Source organism: Pseudonocardia sp. (genome assembly GCF_025965585.1).
In the GTDB taxonomy this organism is placed as follows: Bacteria; Actinomycetota; Actinomycetes; order Mycobacteriales; family Pseudonocardiaceae; genus Pseudonocardia.
This window is the reverse complement of the sequence record NZ_JAOPWR010000388.1, coordinates 1-25,501: the sequence shown is the minus strand read 5'-3', so window position 1 is coordinate 25,501 and position 25,501 is coordinate 1. Positions and strand designations below refer to the sequence as shown.

The 25,501-nt window shown below is 73.0% G+C and carries 23 protein-coding genes; 11 read left to right on the top strand and 12 right to left on the bottom strand.

Annotated features, from left to right (window positions below):
* From JWR81_RS24135 to JWR81_RS24115, 5 genes are all read left to right on the top strand, one after another.
* Positions 1-725, top strand: a 725-nt coding sequence (locus JWR81_RS24135) for a MerR family DNA-binding transcriptional regulator (RefSeq protein WP_297657510.1), incomplete at its 5' end; no start/stop codon positions are given.
* Between the two features lie 51 nt (positions 726-776).
* Positions 777-2,450, top strand: a complete 1,674-nt coding sequence (locus JWR81_RS24130) for an SDR family oxidoreductase (protein ID WP_297657519.1) — start codon at positions 777-779, stop codon at positions 2,448-2,450.
* Positions 2,450-3,346, top strand: a complete 897-nt coding sequence (locus JWR81_RS24125) for a metal-dependent hydrolase (RefSeq protein WP_297657507.1) — start codon at positions 2,450-2,452, stop codon at positions 3,344-3,346. The genes JWR81_RS24130 and JWR81_RS24125 overlap by 1 nt, the downstream gene beginning before the upstream one ends.
* Positions 3,343-4,332 carry a PDR/VanB family oxidoreductase gene (locus tag JWR81_RS24120; RefSeq protein WP_297657504.1) on the top strand — a complete coding sequence of 330 codons (990 nt, stop codon included), beginning with the start codon at positions 3,343-3,345 and terminating at the stop codon, positions 4,330-4,332. The genes JWR81_RS24125 and JWR81_RS24120 overlap by 4 nt, the downstream gene beginning before the upstream one ends.
* Positions 4,333-4,387: 55 nt before the next feature.
* Entirely contained in the window at positions 4,388-4,984 is a 597-nt protein-coding gene (locus JWR81_RS24115) for a TetR/AcrR family transcriptional regulator (protein WP_297657501.1), read from the top strand.
* A gap of 395 nt (positions 4,985-5,379) precedes the next feature.
* Here the strand turns inward: JWR81_RS24115 and JWR81_RS24110 are convergent, their stop codons facing one another.
* Positions 5,380-5,850: a MarR family winged helix-turn-helix transcriptional regulator gene (locus tag JWR81_RS24110; RefSeq protein WP_297657498.1), complete on the bottom strand. Its 471-nt coding sequence runs from the start codon at positions 5,848-5,850 to the stop codon at positions 5,380-5,382.
* 64 nt (positions 5,851-5,914) lie between these two features.
* A complete protein-coding gene (locus JWR81_RS24105) occupies positions 5,915-6,559 on the bottom strand; it encodes a TetR/AcrR family transcriptional regulator (protein ID WP_297657495.1) in 645 nt (214 codons plus the stop codon).
* Between the two features lie 145 nt (positions 6,560-6,704).
* Between JWR81_RS24105 and JWR81_RS24100 the strand changes: the two genes are divergently transcribed.
* Both JWR81_RS24100 and JWR81_RS24095 read left to right on the top strand, forming a co-directional pair.
* Positions 6,705-7,658: an MBL fold metallo-hydrolase gene (locus tag JWR81_RS24100; RefSeq protein ID WP_297657492.1), complete on the top strand. Its 954-nt coding sequence runs from the start codon at positions 6,705-6,707 to the stop codon at positions 7,656-7,658.
* 9 nt (positions 7,659-7,667) lie between these two features.
* Positions 7,668-8,585, top strand: a complete 918-nt coding sequence (locus JWR81_RS24095; RefSeq protein ID WP_297657489.1) for a fumarylacetoacetate hydrolase family protein — start codon at positions 7,668-7,670, stop codon at positions 8,583-8,585.
* A 126-nt stretch (positions 8,586-8,711) separates the two neighbouring features.
* Here JWR81_RS24095 and JWR81_RS24090 read toward each other — a convergent pair whose 3' ends face one another.
* From JWR81_RS24090 to JWR81_RS24060, 7 genes are all read right to left on the bottom strand, one after another.
* A complete protein-coding gene (locus tag JWR81_RS24090) occupies positions 8,712-10,232 on the bottom strand; it encodes an AMP-binding protein (protein ID WP_297657487.1) in 1,521 nt (506 codons plus the stop codon).
* A gap of 16 nt (positions 10,233-10,248) precedes the next feature.
* Positions 10,249-11,439, bottom strand: coding sequence for an acyl-CoA dehydrogenase family protein (locus tag JWR81_RS24085; RefSeq protein WP_297657484.1), 1,191 nt, complete (start codon positions 11,437-11,439; stop codon positions 10,249-10,251).
* Positions 11,440-11,496: 57 nt separating this feature from the next.
* The gene (locus JWR81_RS24080) at positions 11,497-12,339 is read right to left on the bottom strand and encodes a 3-hydroxyacyl-CoA dehydrogenase family protein (RefSeq protein ID WP_297657481.1); all 843 of its coding nucleotides are present in this window, start codon (positions 12,337-12,339) and stop codon (positions 11,497-11,499) included.
* A 43-nt stretch (positions 12,340-12,382) separates the two neighbouring features.
* Positions 12,383-13,381: an alpha/beta hydrolase gene (locus JWR81_RS24075; RefSeq protein ID WP_297657478.1), complete on the bottom strand. Its 999-nt coding sequence runs from the start codon at positions 13,379-13,381 to the stop codon at positions 12,383-12,385.
* Positions 13,378-14,154, bottom strand: a complete 777-nt coding sequence (locus JWR81_RS24070; RefSeq protein ID WP_297657475.1) for a nuclear transport factor 2 family protein — start codon at positions 14,152-14,154, stop codon at positions 13,378-13,380. Before JWR81_RS24070 ends, JWR81_RS24075 begins: the two co-directional genes overlap by 4 nt.
* A gap of 66 nt (positions 14,155-14,220) precedes the next feature.
* Positions 14,221-15,831, bottom strand: coding sequence for an NAD(P)/FAD-dependent oxidoreductase (locus tag JWR81_RS24065; RefSeq protein ID WP_297657472.1), 1,611 nt, complete (start codon positions 15,829-15,831; stop codon positions 14,221-14,223).
* Positions 15,832-16,045: 214 nt separating this feature from the next.
* Positions 16,046-18,049 (bottom strand): glycosyltransferase family 39 protein, encoded by a 2,004-nt coding sequence (locus tag JWR81_RS24060; protein WP_297657516.1) that lies wholly within the window; start codon positions 18,047-18,049, stop codon positions 16,046-16,048.
* 305 nt (positions 18,050-18,354) lie between these two features.
* Between JWR81_RS24060 and JWR81_RS24055 the strand changes: the two genes are divergently transcribed.
* A complete protein-coding gene (locus tag JWR81_RS24055) occupies positions 18,355-19,218 on the top strand; it encodes a DMT family transporter (RefSeq protein ID WP_297657469.1) in 864 nt (287 codons plus the stop codon).
* Between the two features lie 22 nt (positions 19,219-19,240).
* On the opposite strand, the gene JWR81_RS24050 is transcribed toward JWR81_RS24055, so the two are convergent.
* Positions 19,241-20,386, bottom strand: coding sequence for a hypothetical protein (locus JWR81_RS24050; RefSeq protein ID WP_297657466.1), 1,146 nt, complete (start codon positions 20,384-20,386; stop codon positions 19,241-19,243).
* 136 nt (positions 20,387-20,522) lie between these two features.
* Here JWR81_RS24050 and JWR81_RS24045 point away from each other — a divergent pair, with 136 nt between their 5' ends.
* Positions 20,523-21,503: a cytochrome c oxidase assembly protein gene (locus JWR81_RS24045; RefSeq protein ID WP_297657513.1), complete on the top strand. Its 981-nt coding sequence runs from the start codon at positions 20,523-20,525 to the stop codon at positions 21,501-21,503.
* Here the strand turns inward: JWR81_RS24045 and JWR81_RS24040 are convergent.
* Positions 21,500-21,973, bottom strand: coding sequence for a hypothetical protein (locus JWR81_RS24040; RefSeq protein WP_297657463.1), 474 nt, complete (start codon positions 21,971-21,973; stop codon positions 21,500-21,502). The genes JWR81_RS24045 and JWR81_RS24040 overlap by 4 nt on opposite strands.
* 320 nt (positions 21,974-22,293) lie before the next feature.
* Between JWR81_RS24040 and JWR81_RS24035 the strand changes: the two genes are divergently transcribed.
* On the top strand, positions 22,294-24,234 hold the full coding sequence (locus tag JWR81_RS24035; RefSeq protein WP_297657460.1) for a 3-oxoacyl-[acyl-carrier-protein] synthase III C-terminal domain-containing protein: 1,941 nt from the start codon (positions 22,294-22,296) through the stop codon (positions 24,232-24,234).
* Between the two features lie 8 nt (positions 24,235-24,242).
* Positions 24,243-25,004 (top strand): beta-ketoacyl-ACP reductase, encoded by a 762-nt coding sequence (locus JWR81_RS24030; protein ID WP_297657457.1) that lies wholly within the window; start codon positions 24,243-24,245, stop codon positions 25,002-25,004.
* Between the two features lie 184 nt (positions 25,005-25,188).
* Here the strand turns inward: JWR81_RS24030 and JWR81_RS24025 are convergent.
* Positions 25,189-25,501: DUF6319 family protein (locus JWR81_RS24025; protein ID WP_297657454.1), on the bottom strand; the 313-nt coding region annotated here is incomplete at its 5' end.

Here is a 25,501-nt window from a genome sequence, read left to right as displayed (position 1 = left end):
CCGCGATGACCCCGGGCGCGCGCTGGCTGTCGGTCGGCGAAGCCAGCCGCGCGCTCGGCATGAGCCGAACGACGCTGCTCGCGGCCGAGGAGGCCGGGCTCGTCGCGCCGATGCGCACGCCCGGCGGACACCGCCGCTACAGCCCCACCGAGCTGCACCGCTACCTCGAACAGGCGGGCGGCACGGCGACGGCCGCCCCCGCCACCTCCCCCGTCCCCGAGGCCGCCGGGCCCGCGGCGTCGCTGGACGTCTCCGAGGCGGTCCGCGACGTGGTGCGGCCACTCGTCCGGGCCCTGGACGCCGACAGCGGAGGTGTCTACCTGCTGCACGAGGACACACATGACGGCACGGGCCCGCGGTCACTGCGCTTCTGTGCCTCGTTCGGCGTGCCGCGCTGGCTCACCGAACGGCTGGCCGCCGCGGAGCCGCCGTCGATCATCGCCGAGGTGCTCGACGCCCGGCACCACCGCCTCTTCGACGCCGCCGCGACCGCCTTCCCCGAGCCGCGGTCGACTGGCCAGGGGCTCGCGGTCGCACTCCGCCGCTGGGACCGCACGCTGGGCACGCTGTTCCTCGTCATGCCACCGGGGCGTGTGCTGCTGCCCGGCGAGCTCCGCGTGGTCGACGCGTTCCGGGAGCTGATCGCCGTGGTGGTCGACGACCGGTTGCGCATCGCCACGCTCGAGCACCGGCTCGCCCGGATCGGAGGACTGGCGCGCTATTGACAGGTTTTCTACGATGACGCGGTGTCCAACAAGCGCGATGGGTCCCCTACGGTGACGAGCCCCGACGGCGTGCGGCTCGCGGTGCAGACCACCGGGGACCCCGCGGCCCCGGCCGTGGTGGCCGTCCACGGCTACCCCGACGACCACACGGTGTGGGACGGCGTCGTCGCCGATCTCGCCGTCGACCACCACGTCATCACCTACGACGTGCGCGGTGCGGGCGGGTCCGAGGCCCCGCGCGACCGCTCGGGCTACCGCCTCGACCACCTCACCGAGGATCTCGTCGCGGTCCTGGACGAGGTGGCGCCCGGTCGGAAGGTCCACCTGCTCGCCCACGACTGGGGCGCGATCCAGACCTGGCACTCGGTCACCGACCCGCGCCTGGCCGGCCGGGTGGCGTCCTACACGTCGATCTCCGGGCCCGACCTGGACCACATCGGCGCCTGGTTCCGGCGGCGCTCCTCGCTGCGGGACGTGCTGCGCCAGGCCCGTGCTTCCTGGTACACGGTGCTGTTCCGCACCCCGAGGCTGCCCGAGCTGATCTGGCGATCGGGCCTCGGCGCCCGGCTAGTCAGCGCGATGGAAGGCGTGCCGCGCGCCGTCACCCGCGACGCGGTGAACGGGCTGGAGCTCTACCGCGCCAACATCGCCGAGCGCATCGCCGATCCGCAGCCGCGCCGCACCGACCTGCCCGTCCAGGTGCTGGCGCCCACGCGCGACCGCTACGTGACCCCACCCATGCAGACCGGCATCGGCGAGTTCGTGCCCGACCTGCGGGTGCGCCACATCCCCGGCGGGCACTGGGTGCCGCGGTCGCGCCCCGACGTGATCGCGCGCGCGGTCCGGGAGCTCGTGACCCACGTCGAGGGCGGCACCGAGGCGCCGGCGCTGCGCCGGGCCCGCGCGGGCACCGGGCGCTGGACCGACCGGCTCGTCGTCGTCACGGGCGCGGGCAGCGGCATCGGGCGGGCCACCGCGCTGGCGTTCGCGCGGCGGGGCGCGGAGATCGTCGTCGCCGACCGCGACCTCGACACCGCGCAGCGGACCGTCGACCTCATCGGGGACGGCCGCTCCACCGCCCACCAGGTGGACGTGTCCGACGGTGGGGCGATGGAGGAGTTCGCCAAGCTGGTGGTCACCGAGCACGGCGTGCCCGACGTCGTGATCAACAACGCCGGCATCGGCATGGCCGGGTCGTTCGCCGACACCACACTGGCCGACTGGCAGCGGATCGTCGACGTCAACCTGTGGGGCGTGATCCACGGCTGCCGGCAGTTCGCCCCGCTGATGAAGGAGCACGGCGAGGGCGGCCACATCGTCAACGTCGCCTCGGCGGCGGCGTACCTGCCGCAGCGCACGCTCTCGGCGTACGCCACCACGAAGTCTGCGGTGCTGACGCTCTCAGAGTGCCTGCGCGCGGAGCTGGGTGACGACGGCATCGGGGTCACGGCGCTGTGCCCGGGCTTCGTGCACACCAACATCACCGCCACCACCCGGTTCGTCGGCACCGACGCGGCCACCGAGCAGCAGCGGCAGAAAGCCACCACCGCCGCGTACGCGAAGCGGAACTACACGCCCGAGCGGGTCGCGGAGGCCGTCGTCCGGGCCGTCGAGAAGGACGTCGCGCTGGCGCCCGTCACCCCCGAGGCGCACGTGGGGCTGGCGCTGTCCCGGTTGACCCCCGGCCTGCTGCGGGCGGTCGCGCGGAAGGACGTGAGTCTCTGATGGACGAGGACAGCACCGCGGAGCACATCGCACTGCAGGCGCGGGACGTCACCTTCGACTGGTCCGCGCTGCCGGTGCACTGGATCCCCGGCGAGCCGTTCGCCACGCACCTGCTCGACGTGCTGCACCTGCTGCTGCCCGAGGGCGAGCGCTGGTTCGTGCGCGTGTTCTCCGCCGCGCTGCCGTTGGTCGAGGACCCGCGGCTGGCCGAGGACGTGCGCGGGTTCATCGGGCAGGAGGCCATGCACGCCGCCTCGCACCAGGGGGTGCTCGACCACTTCGCCGCCCGCGGCCTCGACACCGGCCCGTACGTCGAGCAGGTCGAGTGGATGTTCCGCCAGGCGCTGGGCGAGCGCGACCTCACCGGTGACGCGGCTCGCGAGTGGCTCGTGGAGCGCGTGGCGCTCATCGCGGCCATCGAGCACGTGACGGCGTTCCTCGGGCAGTGGGTGCTCGGCTCCCGGGGCCTGGACGCGGCACGCACCGACCCCACGATGCTCGACCTCCTGCGTTGGCACGGCGCCGAGGAGGTGGAGCACCGCTCGGTGGCCCACGACCTGCTCGTGCACCTGGACTCCCGCTACAGCCGCCGCGTGCGGGCCCTGCTGCCCGCGGTGCCGATCCTGTTCCGGCTGTGGGCCAAGGGCACCGCGTTCCTGCTGGCCCGCGACCCGGAGCCGTCCCGGCCGCGATGGCGCGACCTGCGCCGCGCCGCCCGGCTTGACCTCTGCCCGGCGGCCGGTCCGCTGCTCCGCTCGCTCGCCGCGTACCTGCGTCCGGGCTACCACCCCTCGCAGCACGGCTCCACGGACACCGCGGTCGCCTACCTGGCGACGTCGCCAGCGGCCCGGGCGGCGGACGCGCGCGCCGCGGGCGGGGAGGAGCACGCCGCGTGAGAGACGCCCGCGCCAAGAACACCGACGCGACGATGCGCCGGGTCGACGCGGTCGTCGGCCTCACCGCGCGGCTGGCAGTGCGCTCCGGACGGCGTCGCCGTCCCGCTCCGCCGGTGGACCGGGACCTGCGGCTCGTGGTCGCCGACGTCCGGGCCGAGGCGCCCGACGTCGCGGGAGTGACGCTGGTGGGGGCCGGTCCCCTGCCCGGCTGGCGGCCCGGCGCCCATCTCGACGTCGTCCTGCCCTCCGGGCTCGTCCGCCAGTACTCGCTGTGCGGCGACCCCGACCGCCGCGACGAGTACCGCATCGCCGTGCGCCGCATCGGGCCGGGATCGTCGGAGGTGCATGCGCTGCGACCCGGCACGCCCCTGACTGTCCGCGGACCGCGCAACGCCTTCCCGTTCGTCGCCGCGCCGCGCTACCTGTTCCTCGCGGGCGGGATCGGCATCACGCCGCTGGCGGCGATGGCGCGGGCGGCCACCTCCGATTGGCGCCTGATCCACACCGGTCGTGACCGCGCCTCCTTGCCGCTGTCACGCGATCTCGATCCGCGACGGGTCGTGCTGCGTCCCGACGACGAGCACGGCGGCCCGCCCACCGCAGCCGAACTGCTCGACGACCTGACGCCCGGCACCACCGTCTACTGCTGCGGGCCGCCCCCGTTGATCGACGCGGTGCGCCGCGCGATGCCCGCCGGGCAGCCCTTCCACGCCGAGCGCTTCTCGCCACCCCCGATCCGCGGCGGGCGCCCGTTCACGCTCGGGCTGCGCGACGGCACGGAGATCGCCGTCCCGGCCGACCGCTCCGCCCTCGACGCGCTGCTCGCCGTCCGGCCGGATGTCGCGTACTCGTGCCGGCAGGGGTTCTGCGGCACCTGCCACGTCGGCCTGCTGGGCGGGGGGACCGAGCACGACACCGCGGCTCCGGGGCGCACGGCCCTGTGCGTCGGACGGGCCACGGGCGAGCATGTGATCGTGGACCTGTGACCGCCGACGTGCTCGTCCCCGCGGAGGCGGCGTCGTGAGAGCGCCGTCGAGGCGGATGACACCCGAGCGCCGCCGCGAGCACCTGATCAGGGTCGCGATCGAGATCTACGGGCAGGTGCCGCCCGAGCAGGTCACCGTCGACGACGTCACGCGCGCGGCCGACGTCTCCCGGGCGCTGTTCTACCGCTACTTCCCGGGCCTCGAGCAGCTGCACGTCGCGGCGCTGGGCTCGATCGTCGCGGAGATGATCGAGCGCATCTCGATGCCCGCGGGCGGATCGGTGACCGACCAGCTGCGCAACGCCGTCGAGGAGTTCCTCGGCGTGGTGGAGCGGCACGCGGCCGCCTACGTGGCCCTGCTGCGCAGCGGCTCGGTGATCTCCACCGACCGCACCGACGCGATCGTCGACGGCGTGCGCGACCACATCGTCGCGCTCCTGCGGGAGCGCGCGGGCATCACCGATCCGTCGCCCCTCACGCTCATGACGCTGCGGGGCTGGGTCGCGCTGGTGGAGGGCGCGAGCCTGACCTGGCTGCAGGAACGGGCGGTGCCGCGCGACGAGCTGGTCACGTGGCTGTGCGACCAGCTCGCCGCGATGCTGACGGTCACCTCCCTGCGGGACGGGAGCAGCTACCCGCTCGCCCGGCCCTGACCGGCCTCGTCAACCGCTCCAGGGCACGGATCGGGACGTCCCGCTCGCCCGGCCCGAGCAGCTCCTCCTCCAGCGCCCGCACGCAGGCCCGGCAGTCCCCGAGCAGGTCCCGGCCTGCGTCGGTCGGGGCGACGACCCGGTTGCGCCGGTCGGCCGGGTCCGGCGCGCGCCGCAGCGGGCCGCGCGCCTCCAGACGGTCGAGGGGCTGGACCCTCGGTCCGTCGATCAGCGGGCGCGCTCGCCGACGCCGACGCCGCCGACGCGGTGGCGGCACCGGAGCACAAGACGGGGAATCCCGTCCGGCTGATCCTGACCCCGTGATCAGCCCCTGAGCTGCTCCAGATCCGGCACGAGCGCCGCCGGCTCGGGTTCAGCCTCGGCGATGTCCTGGACCCTCATCCGGTTGCCGCCCCCGCCGAGGCCCCGGCGCCGTCGGCCACGTTCGCGCGCAACCGGCCGAGCAACCCGCGCAGGCGCTCGAGGTCCTCGTCGGAGAACCCCTCGCGCAGGCGGGCGTCGTGCTCCATCGCCACCAGGCGCAGGCGGTGGAACGCCTCCTCGCCGGCGTCGGTCAGCTCGACCAGGTGCACGCGGCGGTTGGCGGGGTCCCGGCGGCGGGTGAGCAGACCGTCGGACTCCATCGCGTTGAGGTGGTGGGTCAGCGTGGCGCCCTGGATGCCGACGGCGGCGGCCAGCTCGCGCTGGTTGGCCATCGGCCGCGTCTTGAGCGAGAGCAGCACGAGCCAGGTGGGGCGGGAGCCGCCGGCGCTGCTCAGCGCGTCGTCGAAGGCCCGGCCGACCGCGCGCGAGACGCTCGCCAGCTCCAGCCCGATCGGCGCGGCTGTGGGCGGTCCCTGCGGCATCATACGACCCTACCGGTCGCCCGTCGACGTCGAACGCATCGACGTCGCAGGATCCCACGTCACAGGATCAGACGATCAGGCCCTTGAGCAGCGTCTCCGCGTAGGCCGCACCGATCTCGGCGGCGGGCACCGTGGACTCGTTGGGGTTGAACCACCGGTTCGACCAGGCCACCATGCCGATGACCCCGTACGCGATCACCCACGCCTGCGTGGCGGTGCGGAACGTTCCTTCGTCGATCCCGGCCTGCACGATGGCGACGACGGCGTTCTCGTAGCGCTTGTTGTGGCGGCGCATCTCCCGCGCCCAGTCCGACCGGTCGTGCGCGCCGCCGCTGCCCAGGTTCTCCTGGATGTAGACGTAGAGGAACGGGTAGCTCTCGGCGTAGGAGACCATGAGTCCCGTGACGAGCGTGCGCAGCTTGTCCGGCGCGGAGCCCGGACCGTTGAGGATCGCCTCCGCCGTGTCGGCGTTGGTCTCGACCGCACCCCCCACCACGTCGTGGAACAGCTCCTCCTTGCTGCCCACGTAGTAGTACAGGGACGCGCGGTCGAGGTTCATGGCCTCCGCGACGTCGTTGAGCTTGGTGCCGCGATAGCCGTTCTTCTTGAACATCTCGGCAGCAGCGCGGACGATCTCCTCGCGCCGCTCCTGATAGGCGGCGCCGCCCTCGTCGCGGGCCGCGGCCCGCCGTCGGCCGATTCCGCTCGTCATCCCTCACCCGCTCGTACCTGGCAATGGTGCGGCCTCGTCGCCCCCCGCGCGGGAAACATCCGAGGAGCCTACCCTGCGTTGGCGCCGGGACCCCGACCCTGCGGCAGGATCACGCTCGTCAACACACCTGTTGCCGGAGGTTACCGTGAGCTCGTCCCAGCATGACCACGGCCTGCCGCCGGGCGCGCTGCGCGAGGTGGGCGACGGCGTGTTCGCCTACATCCAGCCCGACGGAAGCTGGTGGATCAACAACACCGGCCTGCTGGTCGGCCGCACCGGCGCGGCCGTCGTGGACTCGTGCTCCACTGAGAAGCGGACCCGCGCGTTCCAGGGCGCGATCGCCGAGGTCACGGGCACTCCCGTCCGGACGCTGGTGAACACCCACCATCACGGCGACCACACCCACGGGAACCACCTGTTCGCCGGCGCCACGGTCGTCGGCCACGAGCGGACCCGCGCCGAGGTGATCGCCGCGGGCAAGCCGAACTGGCCCGGCGTCTGGGCGCCCGTGGAGTGGGGCGAGATCGAGATCGCGCCGCCGTTCCTCACCTACACCGAGGGCGTGACGCTGTGGATGGACCGTCTGGGGGCGGACGACCTACGCTGCGACGTGCGGCACGTCGGCGTGGCCGCGCACACGACCAACGACTCGATCATCTGGCTGCCCGGGCAGGAGCTGCTCTTCGCGGGTGACCTGCTCTTCAACGGCGGCACCCCGTTCCTCGTCATGGGGTCGGTGGCCGGTGCGATCCAGGTGTGCGAGGAGGTGCTCGCACCGCTCGCGGCCGCCACGATCGTGCCTGGTCACGGCGAGCCCGCAGGCCCGGAGCTGATCGACGACGTGCTGGGCTACCTGCGGTTCGTGCAGGACGTTGCCCGGCGCGGCAAGGAGGCGGGCCTCACGCCGCTGCAGACCGGACTCGAGACCGACCTCGGGCCGTACGAGGACTGGCTCGACGCCGAGCGCATCGTCGGCAACCTGCACCGCGCGTACGCCGAGCTCGACGGCGCCGAGCCGGGCGCCCCCATCGACATCCCCGGCGCGATCGGCGACATGGTCACCTACAACGGCGGGCAGCCGCTCAGCTGCTACGCCTGAGGAGCACACATGCGCTGGGCCACCTACGTCTCGCCACTCGCCGGCACCGAGCGGCCCGCCCTCGTCGTCGACGGGGTGCTGCACGGACTGCGCGGCGACGAGCAGCTGATCGACCTCCTCGACCGGCTCCCCGCCGCCGCCGAGCAGGCCGTCGCCGACCCCCTCGAGGTGGTGCCGGAGGCCGGCGTGGTGCTGCGCGCGCCGGTGCCCGTGCCGCCGTCGATCCGCGACTTCATGGCGTTCGAGGAGCACGTCGTCACCTCGATGCAGGCGATCGGGCAGGAGCTGCACCCCACCTGGTACGAGATCCCGGTCTTCTACTTCACCAACCCTGCCGCCGTGCTCGGCCCGCACGACGCCGTGGAGATCTCCCCCGGCTCGGAGATGTTCGACTACGAGCTGGAGGTGGCCGCCGTCATCGGCACGCCCGGCTCCGACCTCGACCCGGCGGACGCGGCGTCCCACATCGCGGGCTACACGATCCTCTGCGACTGGAGCGCCCGGGACCTGCAGATGCGCGAGATGGCGCTCGGCCTGGGCCCGGCGAAGGGCAAGGACTCCGCCACGAGCCTCGGCCCGTATCTGGTGACGCCCGACGAGCTCGGCTCGCTGGACCTCGCGATGACGGCGTCGGTGAACGGCACGCCGTACAGCGCGGGCAACCTGTCGGACCTCTACTGGAGCTTCGCGCAGCTGGTGGCCTACGCCTCCCGCGGCACCCGCCTCGTGCCCGGCGACGTGATCGGCAGCGGCACGGTGGGCACCGGCTGCATCCTGGAGCTCTCCCGCGTCCACGGCACGGAGAAGTACCCCTGGCTGGCGGCGGGCGACGAGGTGCGCCTGGAGGTGGCGGGCCTGGGCGCCCAGGTGGCCCGCGTGGAACCGGCCCGAGAGCTGAAGCCCCTGGGCGCCCGCGCCCGCCGCTGAGGGCGCCTCCGCCTACCGACCGACGGCGCCGCGCTCATGATCCGCGACGTCCCGACCCCACGCGCGCGTTCCCTCCCGGCGCGCGCGCAGCTGCACGCGCGCCGGTGACACGACGTGCACCGATCGTCAGGACGTCGTGGCCGTCGCCCGGTAGGGCTCGCGCAGCACCTTCTTCAGGATCTTGCCGCTCGCGTTGCGGGGTAACTCCGCCACGAGGTCGACGCTGGTCGGGCACTTGTAGTGGGCCAGGCGGGCGCGGGTGTGGGTGATGATCGCGGCCGCGTCGGGGTTCCTGCCCGCCACCGGCACCACGACGGCCTTGACCGTCTCGCCCCACCGCTCGCTCGGCACCCCGATCACGGCCACGTCGGCGACGTCCGGGTGCGAGGCCACCGCGTTCTCCACCTCGGCGGGGTAGATGTTCTCCCCGCCCGAGATGATCATGTCCTTGATCCGGTCGTGGAGGAACAGGTAGCCCTCGGCGTCGGTGTAGGCCGCGTCGCCGGTGCGCAGCCAGCCGTCGGGGGTCAGCGTGGCCGCGGACTCCCCGGGCCGGTGCCAGTAGCCGGGGGTGTTCTGGCCCGACCGGACCCAGATCTCCCCCACCTCCCCGACGCCCGACGGCGCGCCGGTGATCGGGTCGTGCACCACCACCTCGTGCCAGGGCAGCGACCGGCCGACCGACCGCAGCAGCCCCGCGCGCGGGCCGCCCGGGCCGTGGTCCTCCGGCGCGAGCGCGGTGACGCTGCCGGCCGTCTCGGTCATGCCGTAGACGCCCATGAACGCGCACCTCAGGGTGCCCATCGCGCGCAGCAGCAGCGCCTCGGTCATCGGGGCGCCGCCGTAGGCGATCACCTGCAGGCTCGACAGGTCGGCACCCGCGGCGCCGTCGAGCAGCAGCTTCACCACCGCCGGGACGAAGAACGCGTGCGTCACGCGGTGACGCTCGACGGCCTTCACCATCGCGACCGGGTCGACCTCCGCCATGAGGATGGTGTGCGCGCCCTGGCCCATGGCCGTCAGCGCGTAGCCCGTGCCGCCGATGTGGAACAGCGGCGAGGCCAGGAGGTTCACCGACTCCGCGCTCATCCGGTATGACTCGCGGCCCATCCGCGGCGTGAACTCCAGGTTGGCGTGGGTCAGCCGCGCGCCCTTGGGCACGCCGGTGGTGCCGGAGCTGTAGAGCTGCAGCACGACGTCGTCCGGGACCACCGCGACATCGGGCGGTGAGGTCGGGAGCCCCTCGATCCAGGCCTCGAAGCCGGTGTCGAGGTCGACGACCCGCTCACCGAGATCCACGGCCAGGTCGACGGGCAGCAGCCCGCGCTGGTCGGCGCCGGTGAGCACCACGGACGGCTCGGCGTCGTGGACGATCGCGGAGATCTCGGGCGGGGCCAGCCGCCAGTTCATCGCCACCAGCACCGCACCCGCTCGGGCGGCCCCGAAGAGCAGCTCGAAGAACTCGGGACGGTTCTTCGTCAGTACCACCACGCGGTCGCCGGGCGCCACGCCGTCGCGGATGAGGGCGTGCGCCACCTGCGAGGCGCGGGCGTCGAACGCCCCGAAGGAGAGCGTGCGCTCCCCGCACGTGATCGCCGGCCTGGCGGGCCCGAGCGCCGCCAGGTCGGACAGCAGCGGCCCCAGCATCAGTAGCCCATCTCTCTCAATAGCTCCGTGGCAGGCCCAGGCTGTGCTGGGCCACGTGGTTGAGCACCATCTCCTTGCTCACCGGCGCGGTGCGGAACATCCGCGCGGTGAACCACAGGTCCGCCAGGCCGTACTCGTTGGACAGCCCGTTGCCGCCGTGGATCTGGATGGCGTGGTCGAGCGCCGCGACGGCCGCCTCGCCCGCGGAGTACTTGGCGATGTTCGCCGCCTCGGCCGCATCGGCGCCGGCGTCGGAGAGCCGGGCCGCGTGCTGGGTCATCAGCCGCGAGAGCTGCACCTCGATGTAGGCCTTGGCGAGCGGGTGCGAGATGCCCTGGTGCGTGCCGATCGGGGCCGACCACACGGTGCGCTCGCTCGCGTACCGCGCGCCGCGCTCGAGGGCGTAGCGGGCGATGCCGTTGGCCTGCGCGGCCGCGGTGACCCGCTCGGGGTTCAGCCCCGCGAACATCGCCTTGAGGCCCGCGCCCTCGGCGCCCACGATGCCGTCGGCCGGCACGGCCACGTCGTCGTAGAACGTCGTGTACTGGTTCTCCGGGATCTGCAGCGCCGAGTCGATCTTCTGCCAGGACAGGCCCGGGGCATCGGTGGGGATGAGGAGGAGCGAGATCGGGTGCCGGCCGCGCTCGTCGGCCTCCGCGCCGCGGGCGACGACGAGCACGGCGTCGGCCTCGTCGATGCCCGAGGTCCAGTACTTCTGCCCGCGCAGCCGCCAGCCGCCGCCGTCGTCGGGACCGACGCCGTGGACGGTGGTGGTGATGTTGTAGGTGTTGGTACCGGCGTCGGGCTCGGTGATGGCGAAGCAGACCTTCTTGGTGCCGTCGGCGATGCCGGGCAGCCACTTCCGCTTCTGCTCCTCCGACCCGTGAGCCATCAGCATCGAGCCCGCGATGGCCGGCGAGATCACCAGCATGAACATCGGGCAGCCCTGGCCGGCGGTCTCCTCGATGACGAGCGCGAGGTCCTCGAGACCGCCGCCACCGCCGCCGAACTCCTCGGGCAGATGCACCCCGAGGAACCCGTGCCTGCCCATGTCCGCCCACAGCGCGTCGGGCTTCTCGCCCTTGCGCGTGACGTCCTGGAAGTACTCGCGTCCGTAGCTGCCCACGAGCTTGCCGACCGCGTCGCGCAGGGCGCGGCGCTCGTCGGTCTCGGTGAGCAGCGCGTCGCGCACCTGTCCGTCGGCCACATCGCCTCCTGGTCGAATCAACTCTCGCGTTGACGATAGAACCGCTGGTGACAGGGGTCAACGATCCCAGTCGAAGAACCCGCGCCCGGTCTTGCGCCCGAGATCGCCGCGCTCCACCATCCGCTCCAGGATGGCGGGCGGGGCGTAGGCCTCGCCATAGATCGCGGAGAGGTTGCGGGCGATGTCGAGCCGCACGTCGAGCCCGACGATGTCGGACAGGTGCAGCGGTCCGACGGGGTGCCCGTAGGCGAGCACCGCGGCCTTGTCGATGTCCTCGGCACTGGCCACACCCTGCTCCAGCATCCGCATCGCCTCGAACGCCGCGATGTTGTCGAGCCGGCTCGTGGCGAACCCCGGCACGTTGCGCACCAGGATCGACTCCTTGCCGATCGCCTGCGCGGTGGCCTGTGCGGCGGCGATCGCCCCGTCCGAGGTCGCCTCGCCCCGGACGATCTCCACCAGCGGCAGCGACCACACCGGGTTGAAGAAGTGCATCCCGAGGAACGCCTCCGGGCGCATCAGCACCCCGGCCAGCGCGTCGATCGAGAGCGCGCTCGTGTTGGACGCCAGCAGCGCCGGCCCGCGGGCCTCCGCGGCGGCGAGCACGTCGAGCTTGAGCGCCTGACGCTCCGGCACGGTCTCGATCACGACGTCGAGCCCCTCGGCCAGCGCGTCCACCTTCTCGACGACGGCGAGCAGGTCCCCCAGCGCGTCGGCGCGGGCCGCGTCGAGCTTGCCGCGCTCCACACCCCGCTGCGCCCGGGCCCGCAGCGACACCACGAGCCCGGCAGCCCGTCCGACGTCCTGCTCGACAACGGTGGTGGCGATGCCCGCGGTGGCGAAGACGTACGCGATACCCGCCCCCATCGTCCCGCCGCCGATGACCCCGACCCCGTTCATGCCGACCCTCCGCGTGCGCTGATCAAGGCGTTGACGTCGTCATTCATGATCCACTCACGGCATCTGTGCCTTGATCAGCGTCGTGGGCCGCGCGGAGCTCGCGACGGAGCACCACAGCCAGGTCCGCCGCCAGGTCGCGGGCGGCCTGCAGCTCCCCCGCCATCCAGAAGAAGCCGTGCACCATGCCCGGCCACTCGAGCAGCTCGACGGCCACGCCGTCGCCGCGCAACCGGTCGGCGTAGGCGACGCCCTCATCGCGCAGCGGGTCGAAGCCCGCCACGACGATCGTGGCCGACGGCAGGCCGCGCAGGTGGTCGGCCCGCAGCGGCGAGGCGTGCGGATCCGCCGGGTCGGCGAAGTAGTGCTCGCGGAACCACTCCATGGACCCGGCGGTGAGCAGGTAGCCGGTGGCGTTCTCCTCCCGTGACGGGTAGGAGCCGCCCTGGTCCAGCGCCGGGTAGAGCAGCACCTGGTGGCTGATCGCCGGGCCACCCTCGTCGCGCAGGACGAGCGCGGTGGCAGCGGCGAGGTTGCCCCCGGCGCTGTCGCCCATCACGGCGATCCGCCGGCCGTCCGCACCGATCTCGGCGGCGTGCTCGGCGAGCCAGCGGGTGGCGGCGACGCAGTCGCGCAGGGGCACCGGGAAGGGGTTCTCGGGCGCGAGCCGGTACTCCACCGACACCACCACGCACCCCGACGCGAGCGCGAGCGTGCGGCACGGCCGGTCGGCCGCCGCGATGCTGCCGCCGACCCAGCCCCCTCCGTGGAGGTGGACGACCAGCGGCAGCACCGCACCGGGCTCGGGGTGGTAGACGCGAGCGGGGAGCCGCCCCGCGTCACCCGCCACGAGCACGTCACAAGTCCGGATCTCGGCCTTCTCCTCCTGCATCCAGCGCCCGCCCTCGATGGCGCTGCGGGCGCGCAGCACGCCGCCGAGCTCCTCGTAGGGCCGCATGCCCATCTCCTGCAACCGCGCCAGGAGATCGGCGGCCTCCGGGTCCAGCTCCCTCGGCGCCGTCGGTCCGCTCGCGACCTCGCTCACGACCGCACCGCCCGGCGCAGCCCTACGCGGTCGCGCACGGCCCGGCCGGTGACCGTGCCGTCGGCGCCGGCCGTGACCATCCCGACCACCGACATCGAGGCCTCGCGTCCCCCACGTCCGTCGGTGCCGGGCAGCCCGCCGAGGTAGCGCCCGGTCTGCACCACCTGGAACGCGACGCGGTCGCCCGCGGAGAACAGCTCGCCCACCTCGACGTGCGTGACGTCGAGCAGCGGCGGCGTCGGCTGCCCGGTCCAGCCGTCGTCGACGACGACGCCCTCGAGCGAGCCCCTCTCCAGCCAGGTACGCACCACCGCCTCCGCGGCCGGGTCGGCAGCCTGCGGCTCGGCGGCCCACGGCGCGGGCGCAGGGCTCTCGACGGGATCGCTGGCGCGCTCGGCGAGCTGGCGCCGCCGGGAGTGGTAGTCCTCCTCGGTGACGTTGCGCGTGAGCTTCTCGCCGTCCCACCAGAACAGCCCGATGCCGCTCCACGCCGCCGGCGCCATGTCGTCGGCCTCGGAGGGGCCGTGCTCGGCGAAGCGCATCGCGACGCGGTCGCCGTCGGTGAACAGGTCCTGCACCGACAGCAGCAGGCCCGGGAAGCGGTGCAGCTGGGCGAGGGTGCCCGGGATGTAGGCGTCGTCACGGCCGGCCAGGGTGTGGCCGCCGATGAGGATCGAGTAGTCCGCGGCCATGATCTCGGCGCACGTGTCGACGTCGGCGCGCCCCAGCCAGTCGAGCGCGAAGCGCCGCATCAGTCCGACGAGCGGATGCATCCCGTGCCCCTTCCCTGCGGGCAGCGGCGCCCGCGGTACGTCAGTTGCCCGTTCGTTCCTGGCAGATCAGGCGAGCGCCTGCGCCTTGCTGGTCACGATGCCCTCGTAGCCGTCGGCCACGACCTTCTCCAGGATCCGCCGGTAGCCGCGCACGCCGCCCGAGTAGGGCATGAACACGCGCGGCTTGCCCTCGACCTCGTCGCCCATGTAGTACGACTGCGCCTTCGGGTACAGCGTGGCGGCGGCACGCTCGTTGACATGCGCCACCCAGCGCTCCTCCGCCTCCGGGGTGGCCTCCACGAGGTCGGCGCCGGTCTCGCGCAGGTGGACGAGCAGTGCCGCGAGCCAGTCGACGTGCTGCTCGATCGACAGCAGCACGTTCGACAGCAGCGACGGGCTGCCCGGGCCCGCGATGACGACGAGGTTCGGGAAGCCGTAGGTGAGCAGACCGAGGTAGGTCCGCGGGCCCGCCTTCCAGTGCTCGCGCAGCGTCTCGCCGTCGCGGCCGATGATCTCCGGGCGCAGCAGCGAGCCGGTCATGGCGTCGAAGCCGGTGGCGAACACCAGCACATCGAGGTCGTGGTGGCCCTGTGCCGTCTGGATGCCGGTGGGCGTGACCCGTTCGATCGGGTCGGTGCGCACGTCGACGAGCGTGACGTTCTCGCGGTTGAACGTCGGGTAGTAGTCGCTGTCGACCGACGGGCGCTTGGTGCCGAACGGGAAGCCGCGCGGGATGAGCTTCTCGCGCGTCTCGGGGTCGTCGATCTGCTCGCCGATCTTCTCGCGGATGAAGTCGGCGGCGGTGTCGTTGGCCGCCTGGTCGAGAATCAGGTCGTAGTAGGCCAGGACGAACCCGAAGCCCATGCGCTTCCACGCCGCCTCGTAGGTGGCGCGGCGATCCTCGGGGGTGGCGTCGAGGGCGGAGAGCTTGCTGGGCTCGAAGCCCAGGCCGCTCGGCGAGTTGCGGGCCGCCTCGCGGCGCTCGGCGTAGTGGGCCTTGACCTCGGCATCGGTGGCGTCGTCGATCGCCGCGTTGGACGCGGGGATGCTGAAGTTCGGCGTGCGCTGGAAGACCGTGAGGTGGGCGGCCTGCTTCGCCACCACCGGCGTCATCTGCATGCCGGAGGACCCGGTGCCGATGATGCCGACGCGCTGCCCGTCGAGGTCGACGCCCTCGTGCGGCCATGTCGCGGTGTGCAGGATCCGGCCGCCGAACTCGCTCTGCCCGGGGTACTCGGGCGCCTTTGCGGTGGACAGGTTGCCCACCGCCATCACGAGGTACTGCCCCGACCAGTGCTCGCCGGACTCGGTCTCGACCTGCCAGCGCGTGCCGTCGAACTCCGCGCGGGTCATCCGCTGCCGGAGGTGGACGTCGCGGCGCAGGTCGAACCGGTCGGCCACGTGCTCGACATAGCGCAGGATCTCCGGCTGCGTGGCGTACCGCTCGCTCCAGCGCCACTCCTGCTGCAGCTCGTCGGAGAATCCGAAGGAGTAGTCGTAGCTCTCGACGTCGCAGCGGGCGCCGGGGTAGCGGTTCCAGTACCAGACGCCGCCGATGCCGTCGCCGGCCTCGAGCACGGCCACGCTCATCCCGAGGCCCCGCATCGTGTGCAGGGTCCGCAGCCCGGCGAAGCCCGCTCCGATCACCAGCACGTCCACATCGCGGGTGTCTGTCACGCCACCGACGGTAATGACCTCACAGGGTGCCGTCAACACCGCCGTTGATACCCCCGCGGACGGCCGCGCGGCGGCATGTCGTGCTGGGTGACGGGCGTGATCCTCCCGGTCGACGGCGGGATCTGGACGACGCTGTAGACCGATCCGCTCGCCGTTTTGCGTCCTCGCACCGTCCGTGGGCGGTGCGAGGACGCAAAATCGCGCGCAGATCGGCTCAGGTGGTCAGGTCGTACACCGTCTGGCCGTCCACCGTCGTCGCCGTGAAGTTCGCCGCCACCCACGTCGCGATCTGGCTCGCGGTGCTGTCGGTTCCGCCGCCGGGGCCGCCCATGCCGCCGCCCTGGCCGCCCGCGATGTAGTAGTGGATCTGCCCGGACGCGACGTCGGCCTGGAACTGCGCCAGCGTCACCGCCGGGTCCGACCCGCTCCAGCCGCCGAGCGACATCACCGCCGTACCGCTGGCCAGCTCGAGGGAGGCCGCGCTCTGCGAGGTGCCGACCGCTGCCGACCAGGTGCTGTCGGTGCGCGTGAGCAGCGCGGTGAGCTCGGTGCTCGTGGCGCTGCCCATCCCGCCGCCCATCCCGGCGGCCTGCGTGGCGTCCGCGCCCGTGGTCGTCGTGGTGCCGGTGTTCGTCATGGTGCCGGACGTCGTCGTCGAGCCGGGCATGGCCGGGCGCTGACCGCCACCGAAGCCACCGTCGGGCGGGGTGCCCGGGCGGCCACCGGGGCCGCCGCCCATGCCAGCGCCACCGATCGCCCTGGACATCGTCCCGACGCTGGGGATACTGCCCGCGTGCGTGGTCGACGCCGTCGCGACGCCGTACGCGGCGGTGCCGGCGATACCGCTGATCACCGCGGCCGTGACGCCGACCATCGCGGCCCGGCACAGCCGTCCGGCGCCGAGCAGCAGCCCCGCCACCGCGACGATGCCCAGGGCCGCGACCACCCAGCGGACCCACGCGAACGGCTCCGACGACCCCGCCAGCAGCGCGAAGCTCCACCCGGCCGTGGCCGCCGTCATGAGCGCCAGCCCGGCACGGGGCGCGACGGACGCCCGCCGCACCCACAGCTCGCGGGCACCGACCGCCACGAGCGCGGCGATGCCGGGGGCCAGCGCCACCGTGTAGTAGGGGTGGATCGTGCCGCTCATGTAGCTGAAGACCAGGCCCGTCACGAGCGTCCAGCCGCCCCAGAGCAGCATCGCCGCCCGCAGCCGGTCGGTGTGCGGCGCGCGGCGGCCCCTCCCCCGCGAACTCAGCCACAGGCCCGCCACCAGCGCGATCAGCGCGGCCGGCAGCAGCCAGGAGATCTCCAGTCCCATCTCACTGCTGAACAGGCGGGTGAGCCCGGTGGCCCCGCCGAAGGACGAACCCGCGGCGCCGCCGCCACCGCCCCCGCCGTTGCCGCTCCCGCCGAGGAGGCGGCCGATTCCGTTGTAGCCCAGGGCGAGCTCGAGCAGCGAGTTGGTGGTGGAGCCGCCGATGTAGGGCCGGTCGGCGGCGGGCCAGAGCTCGACCAGCGCGATGAACCAGCCCGCCGAGACGACCATCGCGGCGGCGGCGCCGAGCAGCTGCAGCAGCCGCGTGTGCAGGCGCGTCGGGCCGGCCACCAGGTAGACGAGCCCCAGCGCGGGGACGACGAGCAGCGCCTGCCCCATCTTGGTGAGGAAGCCGAAGCCGATGAGCGCCCCGGCGAACGCCAGCCACCAGGTCGAGGCCGTCACCGCCACCGCGTCGACGGCCCGCACCACGGCGTACGCGGAGGCGACGAGCACCAGGACCAGCAGCGCATCGGGGTTGTCGAAGCGGAACATCAGCACGGCGGCCGGTGTGAGCGCCAGCGCGGCCCCCGCCAGCAGCCCGGCGGCCGGGCCTGCCCAGCGCCTGACCGCGCCGTACAGCAGCCCGACCGCGGCGACGCCCTCCAGCGCCTGCGGCACGAGCAGGCTCCACGAGCTGAAGCCGAAGATCCGGGCGCTCAGGCCCATCACCCACAACGCGGCGGGCGGCTTGTCGACGGTGATCGCGTTGCCGGAGTCCAGCGAGCCGAACAGCCAGGCCCTCCACGACTGCGTCCCCGCCTGCACCGCGGCGGCGTAGTAGTCGTTGGCGTAGCCGGAGGCCGCGAGGTCCCAGAGGTAGAGCACGGCCGTGCCGAGCAGCAGGGCCAGCAGCGCGGGCCGCACCCACGCCGGGTCGCCCGCACGTCCCCGCCACAGGCGGGCGAGGCGTCCGCGGTCCTCGGGCGGATCGGATGGCCGGTGCCGGCCGGTGCGGGCCGCCTCCCCCGCGGTCGGGTTCGGCGGCGACAGCGTCGCGGTGCTCACGGGATCTCCTGAGGTTCGACGGGTGGCTCGGACGCGGCGACTCGAGCGCTACGGCTCGGGCGACGTGTCCGGGCGTTCGTCACCACCGTGGGTGGACGCACTGTCGCCTCCCTGTGGCGCTCCTGTGCACCGGCTGTGGTCACATTGCGACTGCCGGTCGCCCGCACGGCAGTACGGGGAACCTCTACCGTGGAGGGGTGCAACATCCTGCTGTCGCGATCGGCGTCGCTCTCGCCTCGGCCGGCTGCTACGCCGTGGCCGCCGTGCTCCAGCAGCGTGAGGCGTCGCGGGACGAGGCCGACGCCGACGCCGGCGGCCTGACGCTGTTCAGCAGACTTCTCCGGCGCCCCCGCTGGTGGCTCGCGGTGTCGGCCACCGTCGTGGGTGCTTTGCTGCACCTCGTCGCGCTGCGGTTCGGGCCGTTGACGCTGGTGCAGCCGCTCGGGGTCTCGGCGCTCGTGCTCGCCCTGCCCCTGGGCGCGGCGCTGGCCGGGCGCACCGTCACGCGCGGGGAGTGGGCTGCCGCCGTGGCGGTCGCGCTCGGGCTGCTCGGGATCCTGTCGATGGCCCCGCACCACGTCCGCCCGCCACTGGTGTCCGACGCCTCACTGGGCATCGCCGTGGGCGGTTGCGCCGTGGTGGTGGCGCTGCTGGTGCTGCTGGGCTCACGGCTCCCGCGTCCGGCCGGGCCGGTGCTGAGAGCCGCGGCCGCGGCGGTGCTGTTCGGGATGGCGTCGGCGATGGCCCGGCTGCTCGTCGCGGGCTCGAGCACCGTCGTGCTGGCCGCCGCCACCTGCGCCGTGGCGGCCGTGGCGGGGATGGTGCTGATCCAGACGGCCTACCGCGACGGCGGGCTCGGCGCGCCCCTGGCCACCTGCACGCTGGTGGACCCCTTGTCGGCCGCTGTCCTCGGCATCGTCCTGCTCGGCGAGACCGTGCGGGTCACCCCGATGGACGCGATGCTCGGCGTCATCGGACTGGGCCTGACCGTCGCCGGGCTCACCGTGCTCTCGCGCACGGCCCACCAGGCGAGACGTCCGACACCCGAGCCGGCCGTCTGACGACACCCCGCCCACGCGCCCCTCAGGGGCGGATGTACCAGGCGAACCAGTCGCGGCTCGTCGGGCTGAAGTAGTGCTCGGGGGCCACCTGCTCGGCCGGGAAGAGCTTGAAGCCCTGCGGCGGGGCGCCCCGGCGGGGGTGGAAGTAGGTACCGCTCACCCAGTTCGGGTTGATGTCGAGCTCCATGCCGCGCACCACTCCGGCGTCCTGGAGGATCCGGCCGAGCGTGCAGACCGACAGCGCGGGGCCGCCGACGTAGACCTCCACGCCCGTGGCCGTCACGCCGAACCCCGACCGGTGGATGTACGCGGCCTGCCCGACGGTGCTGCCCCACTCCTTCGTGCCGCCGGTGGCGCAGGTGGGGTTGACCCGCCTGCCGTCGACGAGCGGGAGCAGGTTCTGCCGGACGCTCACCACGCCGGGCTCCATGCGCACCTCGCTGCCCCAGGCCCCGACGTCCGCCGTGCCGTCGGCGCGCAGGACCAGGCTCGCAGCGCCGTCCACCAGGGGCCGGACGGTGCGGCCCTCGCTGTAGTAGCCGGGGTGGCTGGGGTCGCTCAGCCGGAACCCGCCGTTGAACGCCGCCGCGATGCCCTTCTGCGCCGTGCCCGTGAGCGAGGTGGACGCCTTCCACCGACCGTCCCCCGGATCCAGCGTGCCGGGATGCAGCTCGCCGCGGACGAGCGTGGGGTCCATCCGCATCACGCCGACCACGAACGACGTGTGCTGGTCGTCCGGCCGCAGCGACGCCACCTGGACGGCAGGACGCTTCCCCACCGACACCACGGTCTGCCAGACGCCCTCACCGGGCAGCTGGGCCTCGCCCGCGAGGGGGGGCAGCGGCACGGCGGGCAGCTCGGCGGACGCGGCGGCGGCGCCGGGACGCACCCCGCCGGCCGTGGGGATGCCGCCGTCGGGCGCCCCGCCGACCGCGGGCTTGTCGCGCTCGTACTGGATCTCCTCCAGCCAGGTGATCTCCGGTCCGAGCCCGTGGTCGCGGCTCCACTCGGCCAGCTTCGCCGCCACGGTTTCGGTGCCCGGGGTCCGCAGCGCGTCGACCACCACGCCGAAGCCCCCCAGCAGCACGATCGCCAGCACCGCGAGCACGACCCACGGCCACCGGCGCCGCCGGAGCGCCGGGTCGTCGTGCTGCTCGAGAACGGCCATGCCACGGACAGTAATGCGGTCCGATGATCATCCCGGAATGGGCCGAAACCGGCCGTGACCTGCTACTCCACCCCAAATGGGACGTCCTGTCACCGCCGTCGGGGGCACCGGCCTCGGGCGTACCGTTCGCAGCGTGATGTCCGAGGCGGTGACCATGCTGGCCCTCTCCCCACCCCCGCCGCTCACAGCGCTGCGAGTGTTCACGGCGTGGCGCGCGGAACCCGGCACGCTCGCCGCGGCCGTCGTGCTCGGCGCGGGCTACGGCGCCGCGGTGCGCGCCACCCGCCGGGCCGGCCGCCCGTGGCCCGGGGGCCGGATCGCGTGCTTCGCCGCCGGGATCGTCGCGGTCGTCGTGATCGGGTGCTCGTTCCTCGGCGTCTACGACGACACCCTGTTCTGGGTGCGGGCGGTGCAGAACATCGCGTTGCTCATGGTCGTGCCGATGCTGCTGGCGATGGGAGCCCCGTTGCGGCTCGTGGCCGACCTGCTGCCTCCGCGCATCCGAGCCCCCCTCGGCCGGGTGCTGCGCAGCCACGTCGCACGGCTGGTGACGTTCCCGCTGATCATCACCGTGCTGCTGGTCGTCCCGATGCTGGTGCTCTACCTCAGCCCGCTCTACGAACTGACGCTGCGCAACGGCGGCGCGAGCGCGGTCAGCGGGCTCGTGCTGGTGCTCGTCGGCTTCGTGTACTTCTGGACGCGCTTCCGGATCGACCCCACCCCGCGCGCCGACCCGTACGGCGTCACGATCTGGATCACGGTGGTCGAGATGCTCGGCGACGCCGTGCTCGGCGTCGTCCTGTGGCTGGGCCCGCTCGTGGCGGCCGGCTTCTACGCGGCACTGGCCCGCGACTGGGGCCCGGACCTGCGCACCGACCAGATCCTCGGCGCCGGTGTGCTGTGGATCGGCGGCGACGTGGTCGGGCTGCCGTTCATCGGGATCGTGTTGTCCCGGATGATCAGGGAGGACGAGACGCGCGCCGCGCAGATCGACTCCGAGCTCGACGCGGTGGAGGCGGCGGAGGCCGCGGTCCGGCCCGCCGACGAGCCCGCCGCACCCGCGAGGCTGTGGTGGGAGGACGTGCCCGAGATCGCGGACCGGTTCCGGCGGGGTTAGACGTTTCCGGTCAGCCGACGGCCGGCCCCGGCTCCAGCGGTCGCAGCGCCCAGGTGCCCGGCCCGGTGGGGAGGGACGAGAACCCGGCGGCGCCTCGGGGAGCGCGCATCCGGATCAGCTCCGCCTCGATGTAGCGCGGGCAACGGCGGTGCCACTCGAGGATCCCCGGCATCCACTCCTCGAGGTCGTCTGCGTGCCGGGTGAGGCTCTTCTGCGCGTTCTCGTCGAGCTGCGCGCCCCTCGAACAGTGCCGGCAGGCCGGTGGCCACGATGTGTTCGAACTGCTCCATCCGCGCCCCCATCAGCTCGGCCGCGACCTCGCGGGCGGTCATCCGGTCGACGTCGAGGAGGTCCTCGACCACCAGCACCATGTCGTGGATCTCCCCGTCGGACTGCACCTCCTTCTGATCGGAGAACAGGTCGTCGAGGAAGCAGGCGTAGTTCCGGGCCGCCGTGTCCAGCTCGCGCATTCCCGGCGGGGTCGGCCCGGAGAACGACGGGGAACGAGTCGTCGCCGTAGGCACCCCGAGCGAGCCGGTCGGCACCGCCGGGGCTCGTGGACAGGCTGGTCGACGCCCTCCGGCGCATGGCCCCATGGTGGTCGAGGAACGGGCGGTGGCACGCGAGACGATCGGATTCCTCGCACCGCCGGCGGCCGCCCGTGAGTAGTACCTGAAAGTAACACCGGAAAGTAACACCGGTCGGTAACCGGAATGGCCCGGGGAATGTAGGCCAGGGCATGGACCGGCATCACGTATCGATCACCCGGTATCGGGTCTATGTTCGTCCCATGAAGCCGTTCGTGCTCAACTCTCGCGGCCGCCTGGTCTTTCCCGCCAACTTCCTCGGTGAACTCGATTTCTCCGTGCTCGACACCCTTGATCAGTTCACGGCCGTGATCGGGCGCGATTTCGAGGCGAAGGCGCCGACCGGCAGCGACATCCTCGCGCGCGTCGAGTCGGGCGCCTACCCGAGCCGCTTCGAACTGCTGCGCGACGTCGGCCAGAACCTGTTCTGGGTCAACCGCTACTCGATGACCATGTACGACAAGCGCCCCACCCGCTGGCGGGACGTCGCCCGGCAGCGCGACGACGTGTACCTGCCCGTGCTCATCCCCTGGATCGACGGGGACAAGAAGGTGGCCGCGGTGGAGCGCGCCTACCGCGAGCTGCCCGCGGCGTGGGACACCGGGGCCGAGGACCGCGTGTTCGCGCTGCTGTTCGACCTCTTCCGCAACAAGCTGCACCACGCCACCGAACTGCCGGCGATCAAACCCACGGTGGCGGAATTCCGCACCCAGCGGGAGTCACTGACATTCGTCCTCCCCGAGCATGATCCGGATTATCCGGTGTTCACCCACCAGCAGATCCTCGACGCCGACGAATCCGTCCCCGAGCTCGAGGCGCTGACGCGCTGGGCGATGGTGCTGCACAACCAGTACCCCTGGGACCGGTCCCGCGCGGAACTGCGCCCGGCGTCGGCGATCGGCGACGACGACTTCGTGATCACTTTTCATCCCCGCAACCGCGACGTCTCGGCGTTCATCGAACGCGTGAAGTCCGGTAGGGTCCCCGCCCGCCGCGCCCGGCCTACCGCCGAGGCACGGCCCCCGGTGCGCGCCTTTCCGCCGGTGAAGGTCCGGGAGACCTTCCGCGTGCAGCCGCGGCTGGAGTCGCTCGCCGTGGTACGCGGGGAGCACATCTGCTCCAACACCGACGTCGTGCGCAACGCGAGCTTCTCGTGGTCGCCGATGAGCGCCGAGGAGATCCGCACCAAGACCGGCATCGACCAGCGGCGCTACACCGAGCAGGAGATCGGCGACCTCGCACTGGAGGTCGCCGTGGCAGCTCTGGACCACGCCGGGCGCACGGCCGACGAGATCGGCGCGGTGCTCGTGGCCACCTGCACGAGCGAGCGACTCATCCCGTCGCTGTCCACGTGGATCTCAGGCGAGCTGGGCATGCTGCAGACCCACTGCTCGGCCGACATCGTGGCCGCCTGCGCGGGGCTGCCCTACGGCCTGGCCGAGGCCGTGCGCCAGCTGCAGGAGGTCGACCGGCCGGTGCTGCTGGTGTGCGTCGAGAAGTTCTCGGACAAGATCGGCGCCGTCCGGACGTCACGGATGATCTTCGGGGACGGAGCTGCCGCGATGGTGGTGGGCCCGGCGCCCGAGGGCGAGCCCGGCGACGTCGACATCCTCCAGACCTACGCGAGCGGCCCGGCGAGCCAGGTCAACTCGATCATCTGGCCGAACCGCGAGTTCGACAACGACATCACCGTGTACGGGCCGGAGGTCAAGGCGCTGGTGTCGCGCTACCTCGACCAGATGCTCGCCGAGCTCGACGACCTCGGCCTGGTGGGCTCCATCGACCTCATCGTCCCGCACCAGGCGAACAAGACGATGATCCTCCAGCTGGCCGACAAGGCGGGCCTCTCGCACGACCAGCTGTACTTCGACATCGAGACGATGGGCAACGTCTCGGCGGCGTCCATCCCCATCGCGATCTTCGACGCGGTGCGCGACAAGGTCATCACCGGTCCGGTGCGCGTGTTCGCGCCCGGTTTCGGTGCGGGAGCCGTCGGCGGGTACGCCGTGCTCACCGTCGACCCGTCGATCGTGGCCCCCGAGGTCGTCCTCTCCCCCGCCGACCGGCGTCCTGCGCGCCCCGGCACGGCTGTTGCGCAAGCACCCACCACGAGCGACGACGTCCGTGTCGCGTTCGGCGAATGAGGAGGACCATGACCGCGATCACCGACACGAACCCGGAGCAGCGCGTCGCGCTCGTCACGGGTGGCGCCCGCGGGATCGGCGCCGCCATCACCACGGCGCTGGCCCGCTCCGGCGCGCACGTCGCCGCCGGCTACAGCTCGAACGCCAAGGCCGCCGGGGAGCTCGCCGGGAAGCTGAGCGCCGAGGGCGCGTCGGTGTCGGTGCACCAGGGCAACGTGGGCGAGCCGGCCGACTGCGAGCGCGTGGTCTCCGAGGTGCTCGACCAGCGCGGACGCATCGACTACCTCGTGAACAACGCCGGCATCACCGTCGACAAGACCGTCCGCAAGATGTCCGTGGAGGACTGGCACGCGGTGCTGCGGATCAACCTCTCCGGCGCGTTCTACATGACCAAGGCCGTGCTCGACCACATGACGGGTAACAGCTTCGGGCGCATCGTCAACATCTCGTCGGTGATCGGCCAGACCGGCTCGGTCGGCCAGGCCAACTACGCCTCGTCCAAGGCGGGCCTGATCGGGTTCAGCAAGAGCCTGGCGCAGGAGGTGGCGCGCAAGGGCGTCACGGTCAACTGCGTGGCGCCGGGCTACATCGAGACCGAGATGGTGGCGGCGATGCCGCCGGAGGTGCTGGAGAAGCTGCTCACGGGCGTGCCGGTGGGCCGTCTCGGGCAGGCCAGCGAGATCGCGCGCGCCGTGCAGTTCCTCGTCGACGACGAGGCCGGCTACATCACCGGTTCGGTGATCTCCGTCAACGGCGGGCTGGACATGTGACGTGTCGGGTCCGGCCGGACGGGGCTTGTCCGGCCGGACCCGACACAGATCGGGGGTCGTGTCAGTGGCTGACGGCCTTCTCGGCCGGGGTAGCGCCACCATGACCAGCCTCCGTCGTGCAGTCGCGGCGACGCCGGGTCACCCTGACCCGGGTGCCATCCCCCGGAGGCCGCTCCTCCCGGGATCAGTCGCTCAGCTCGTGGAGTGCCTGCTCCGCCGCCTCGAGCTCGGCGCGCAGCCGTTCCACCTGGTCCTGCCGCCGCCGGCGCGCGGCCTCGAGCGACGACGCGATCGCCTCCGCCACCGCGGGAGGCAGCGCCCGCGCCGCCGCGGCGACGTCGCCCGGCTGCACGGGGATCGGCCGCACGGTGCGCTTCTTGCCGACCGTGACCTCGACCGTCCACTCGCCGTCGCCGGTGGCGTTCAGGGTGACGGTGACCTCGGCGGGACGGGCCGGCGCCCGGCCGCCCCCGGACCGGGGGCGCTCCGGCCTCCCC

Bases quoted from the DNA above. Each gene is read 5' to 3' on its own strand.
- JWR81_RS24125 (WP_297657507.1), top strand. From the start codon at position 2,450: ATGGACGAGGACAGCACCGCGGAGCACATCGCACTGCAGGCGCGGGAC.
- JWR81_RS24115 (WP_297657501.1), top strand. From the start codon at position 4,388: ATGACACCCGAGCGCCGCCGCGAGCACCTGATCAGGGTCGCGATCGAG.
- JWR81_RS24110 (WP_297657498.1), bottom strand. From the start codon at position 5,850: ATGATGCCGCAGGGACCGCCCACAGCCGCGCCGATCGGGCTGGAGCTG.
- JWR81_RS24105 (WP_297657495.1), bottom strand. From the start codon at position 6,559: ATGACGAGCGGAATCGGCCGACGGCGGGCCGCGGCCCGCGACGAGGGC.
- JWR81_RS24095 (WP_297657489.1), top strand. From the start codon at position 7,668: ATGCGCTGGGCCACCTACGTCTCGCCACTCGCCGGCACCGAGCGGCCC.
- JWR81_RS24090 (WP_297657487.1), bottom strand. From the start codon at position 10,232: ATGCTGGGGCCGCTGCTGTCCGACCTGGCGGCGCTCGGGCCCGCCAGG.
- JWR81_RS24080 (WP_297657481.1), bottom strand. From the start codon at position 12,339: ATGAACGGGGTCGGGGTCATCGGCGGCGGGACGATGGGGGCGGGTATC.
- JWR81_RS24070 (WP_297657475.1), bottom strand. From the start codon at position 14,154: ATGCATCCGCTCGTCGGACTGATGCGGCGCTTCGCGCTCGACTGGCTG.
- JWR81_RS24050 (WP_297657466.1), bottom strand. From the start codon at position 20,386: ATGGCCGTTCTCGAGCAGCACGACGACCCGGCGCTCCGGCGGCGCCGG.
- JWR81_RS24045 (WP_297657513.1), top strand. From the start codon at position 20,523: ATGTCCGAGGCGGTGACCATGCTGGCCCTCTCCCCACCCCCGCCGCTC.
- JWR81_RS24040 (WP_297657463.1), bottom strand. From the start codon at position 21,973: ATGCGCGAGCTGGACACGGCGGCCCGGAACTACGCCTGCTTCCTCGAC.
- JWR81_RS24035 (WP_297657460.1), top strand. From the start codon at position 22,294: ATGAAGCCGTTCGTGCTCAACTCTCGCGGCCGCCTGGTCTTTCCCGCC.
- JWR81_RS24030 (WP_297657457.1), top strand. From the start codon at position 24,243: ATGACCGCGATCACCGACACGAACCCGGAGCAGCGCGTCGCGCTCGTC.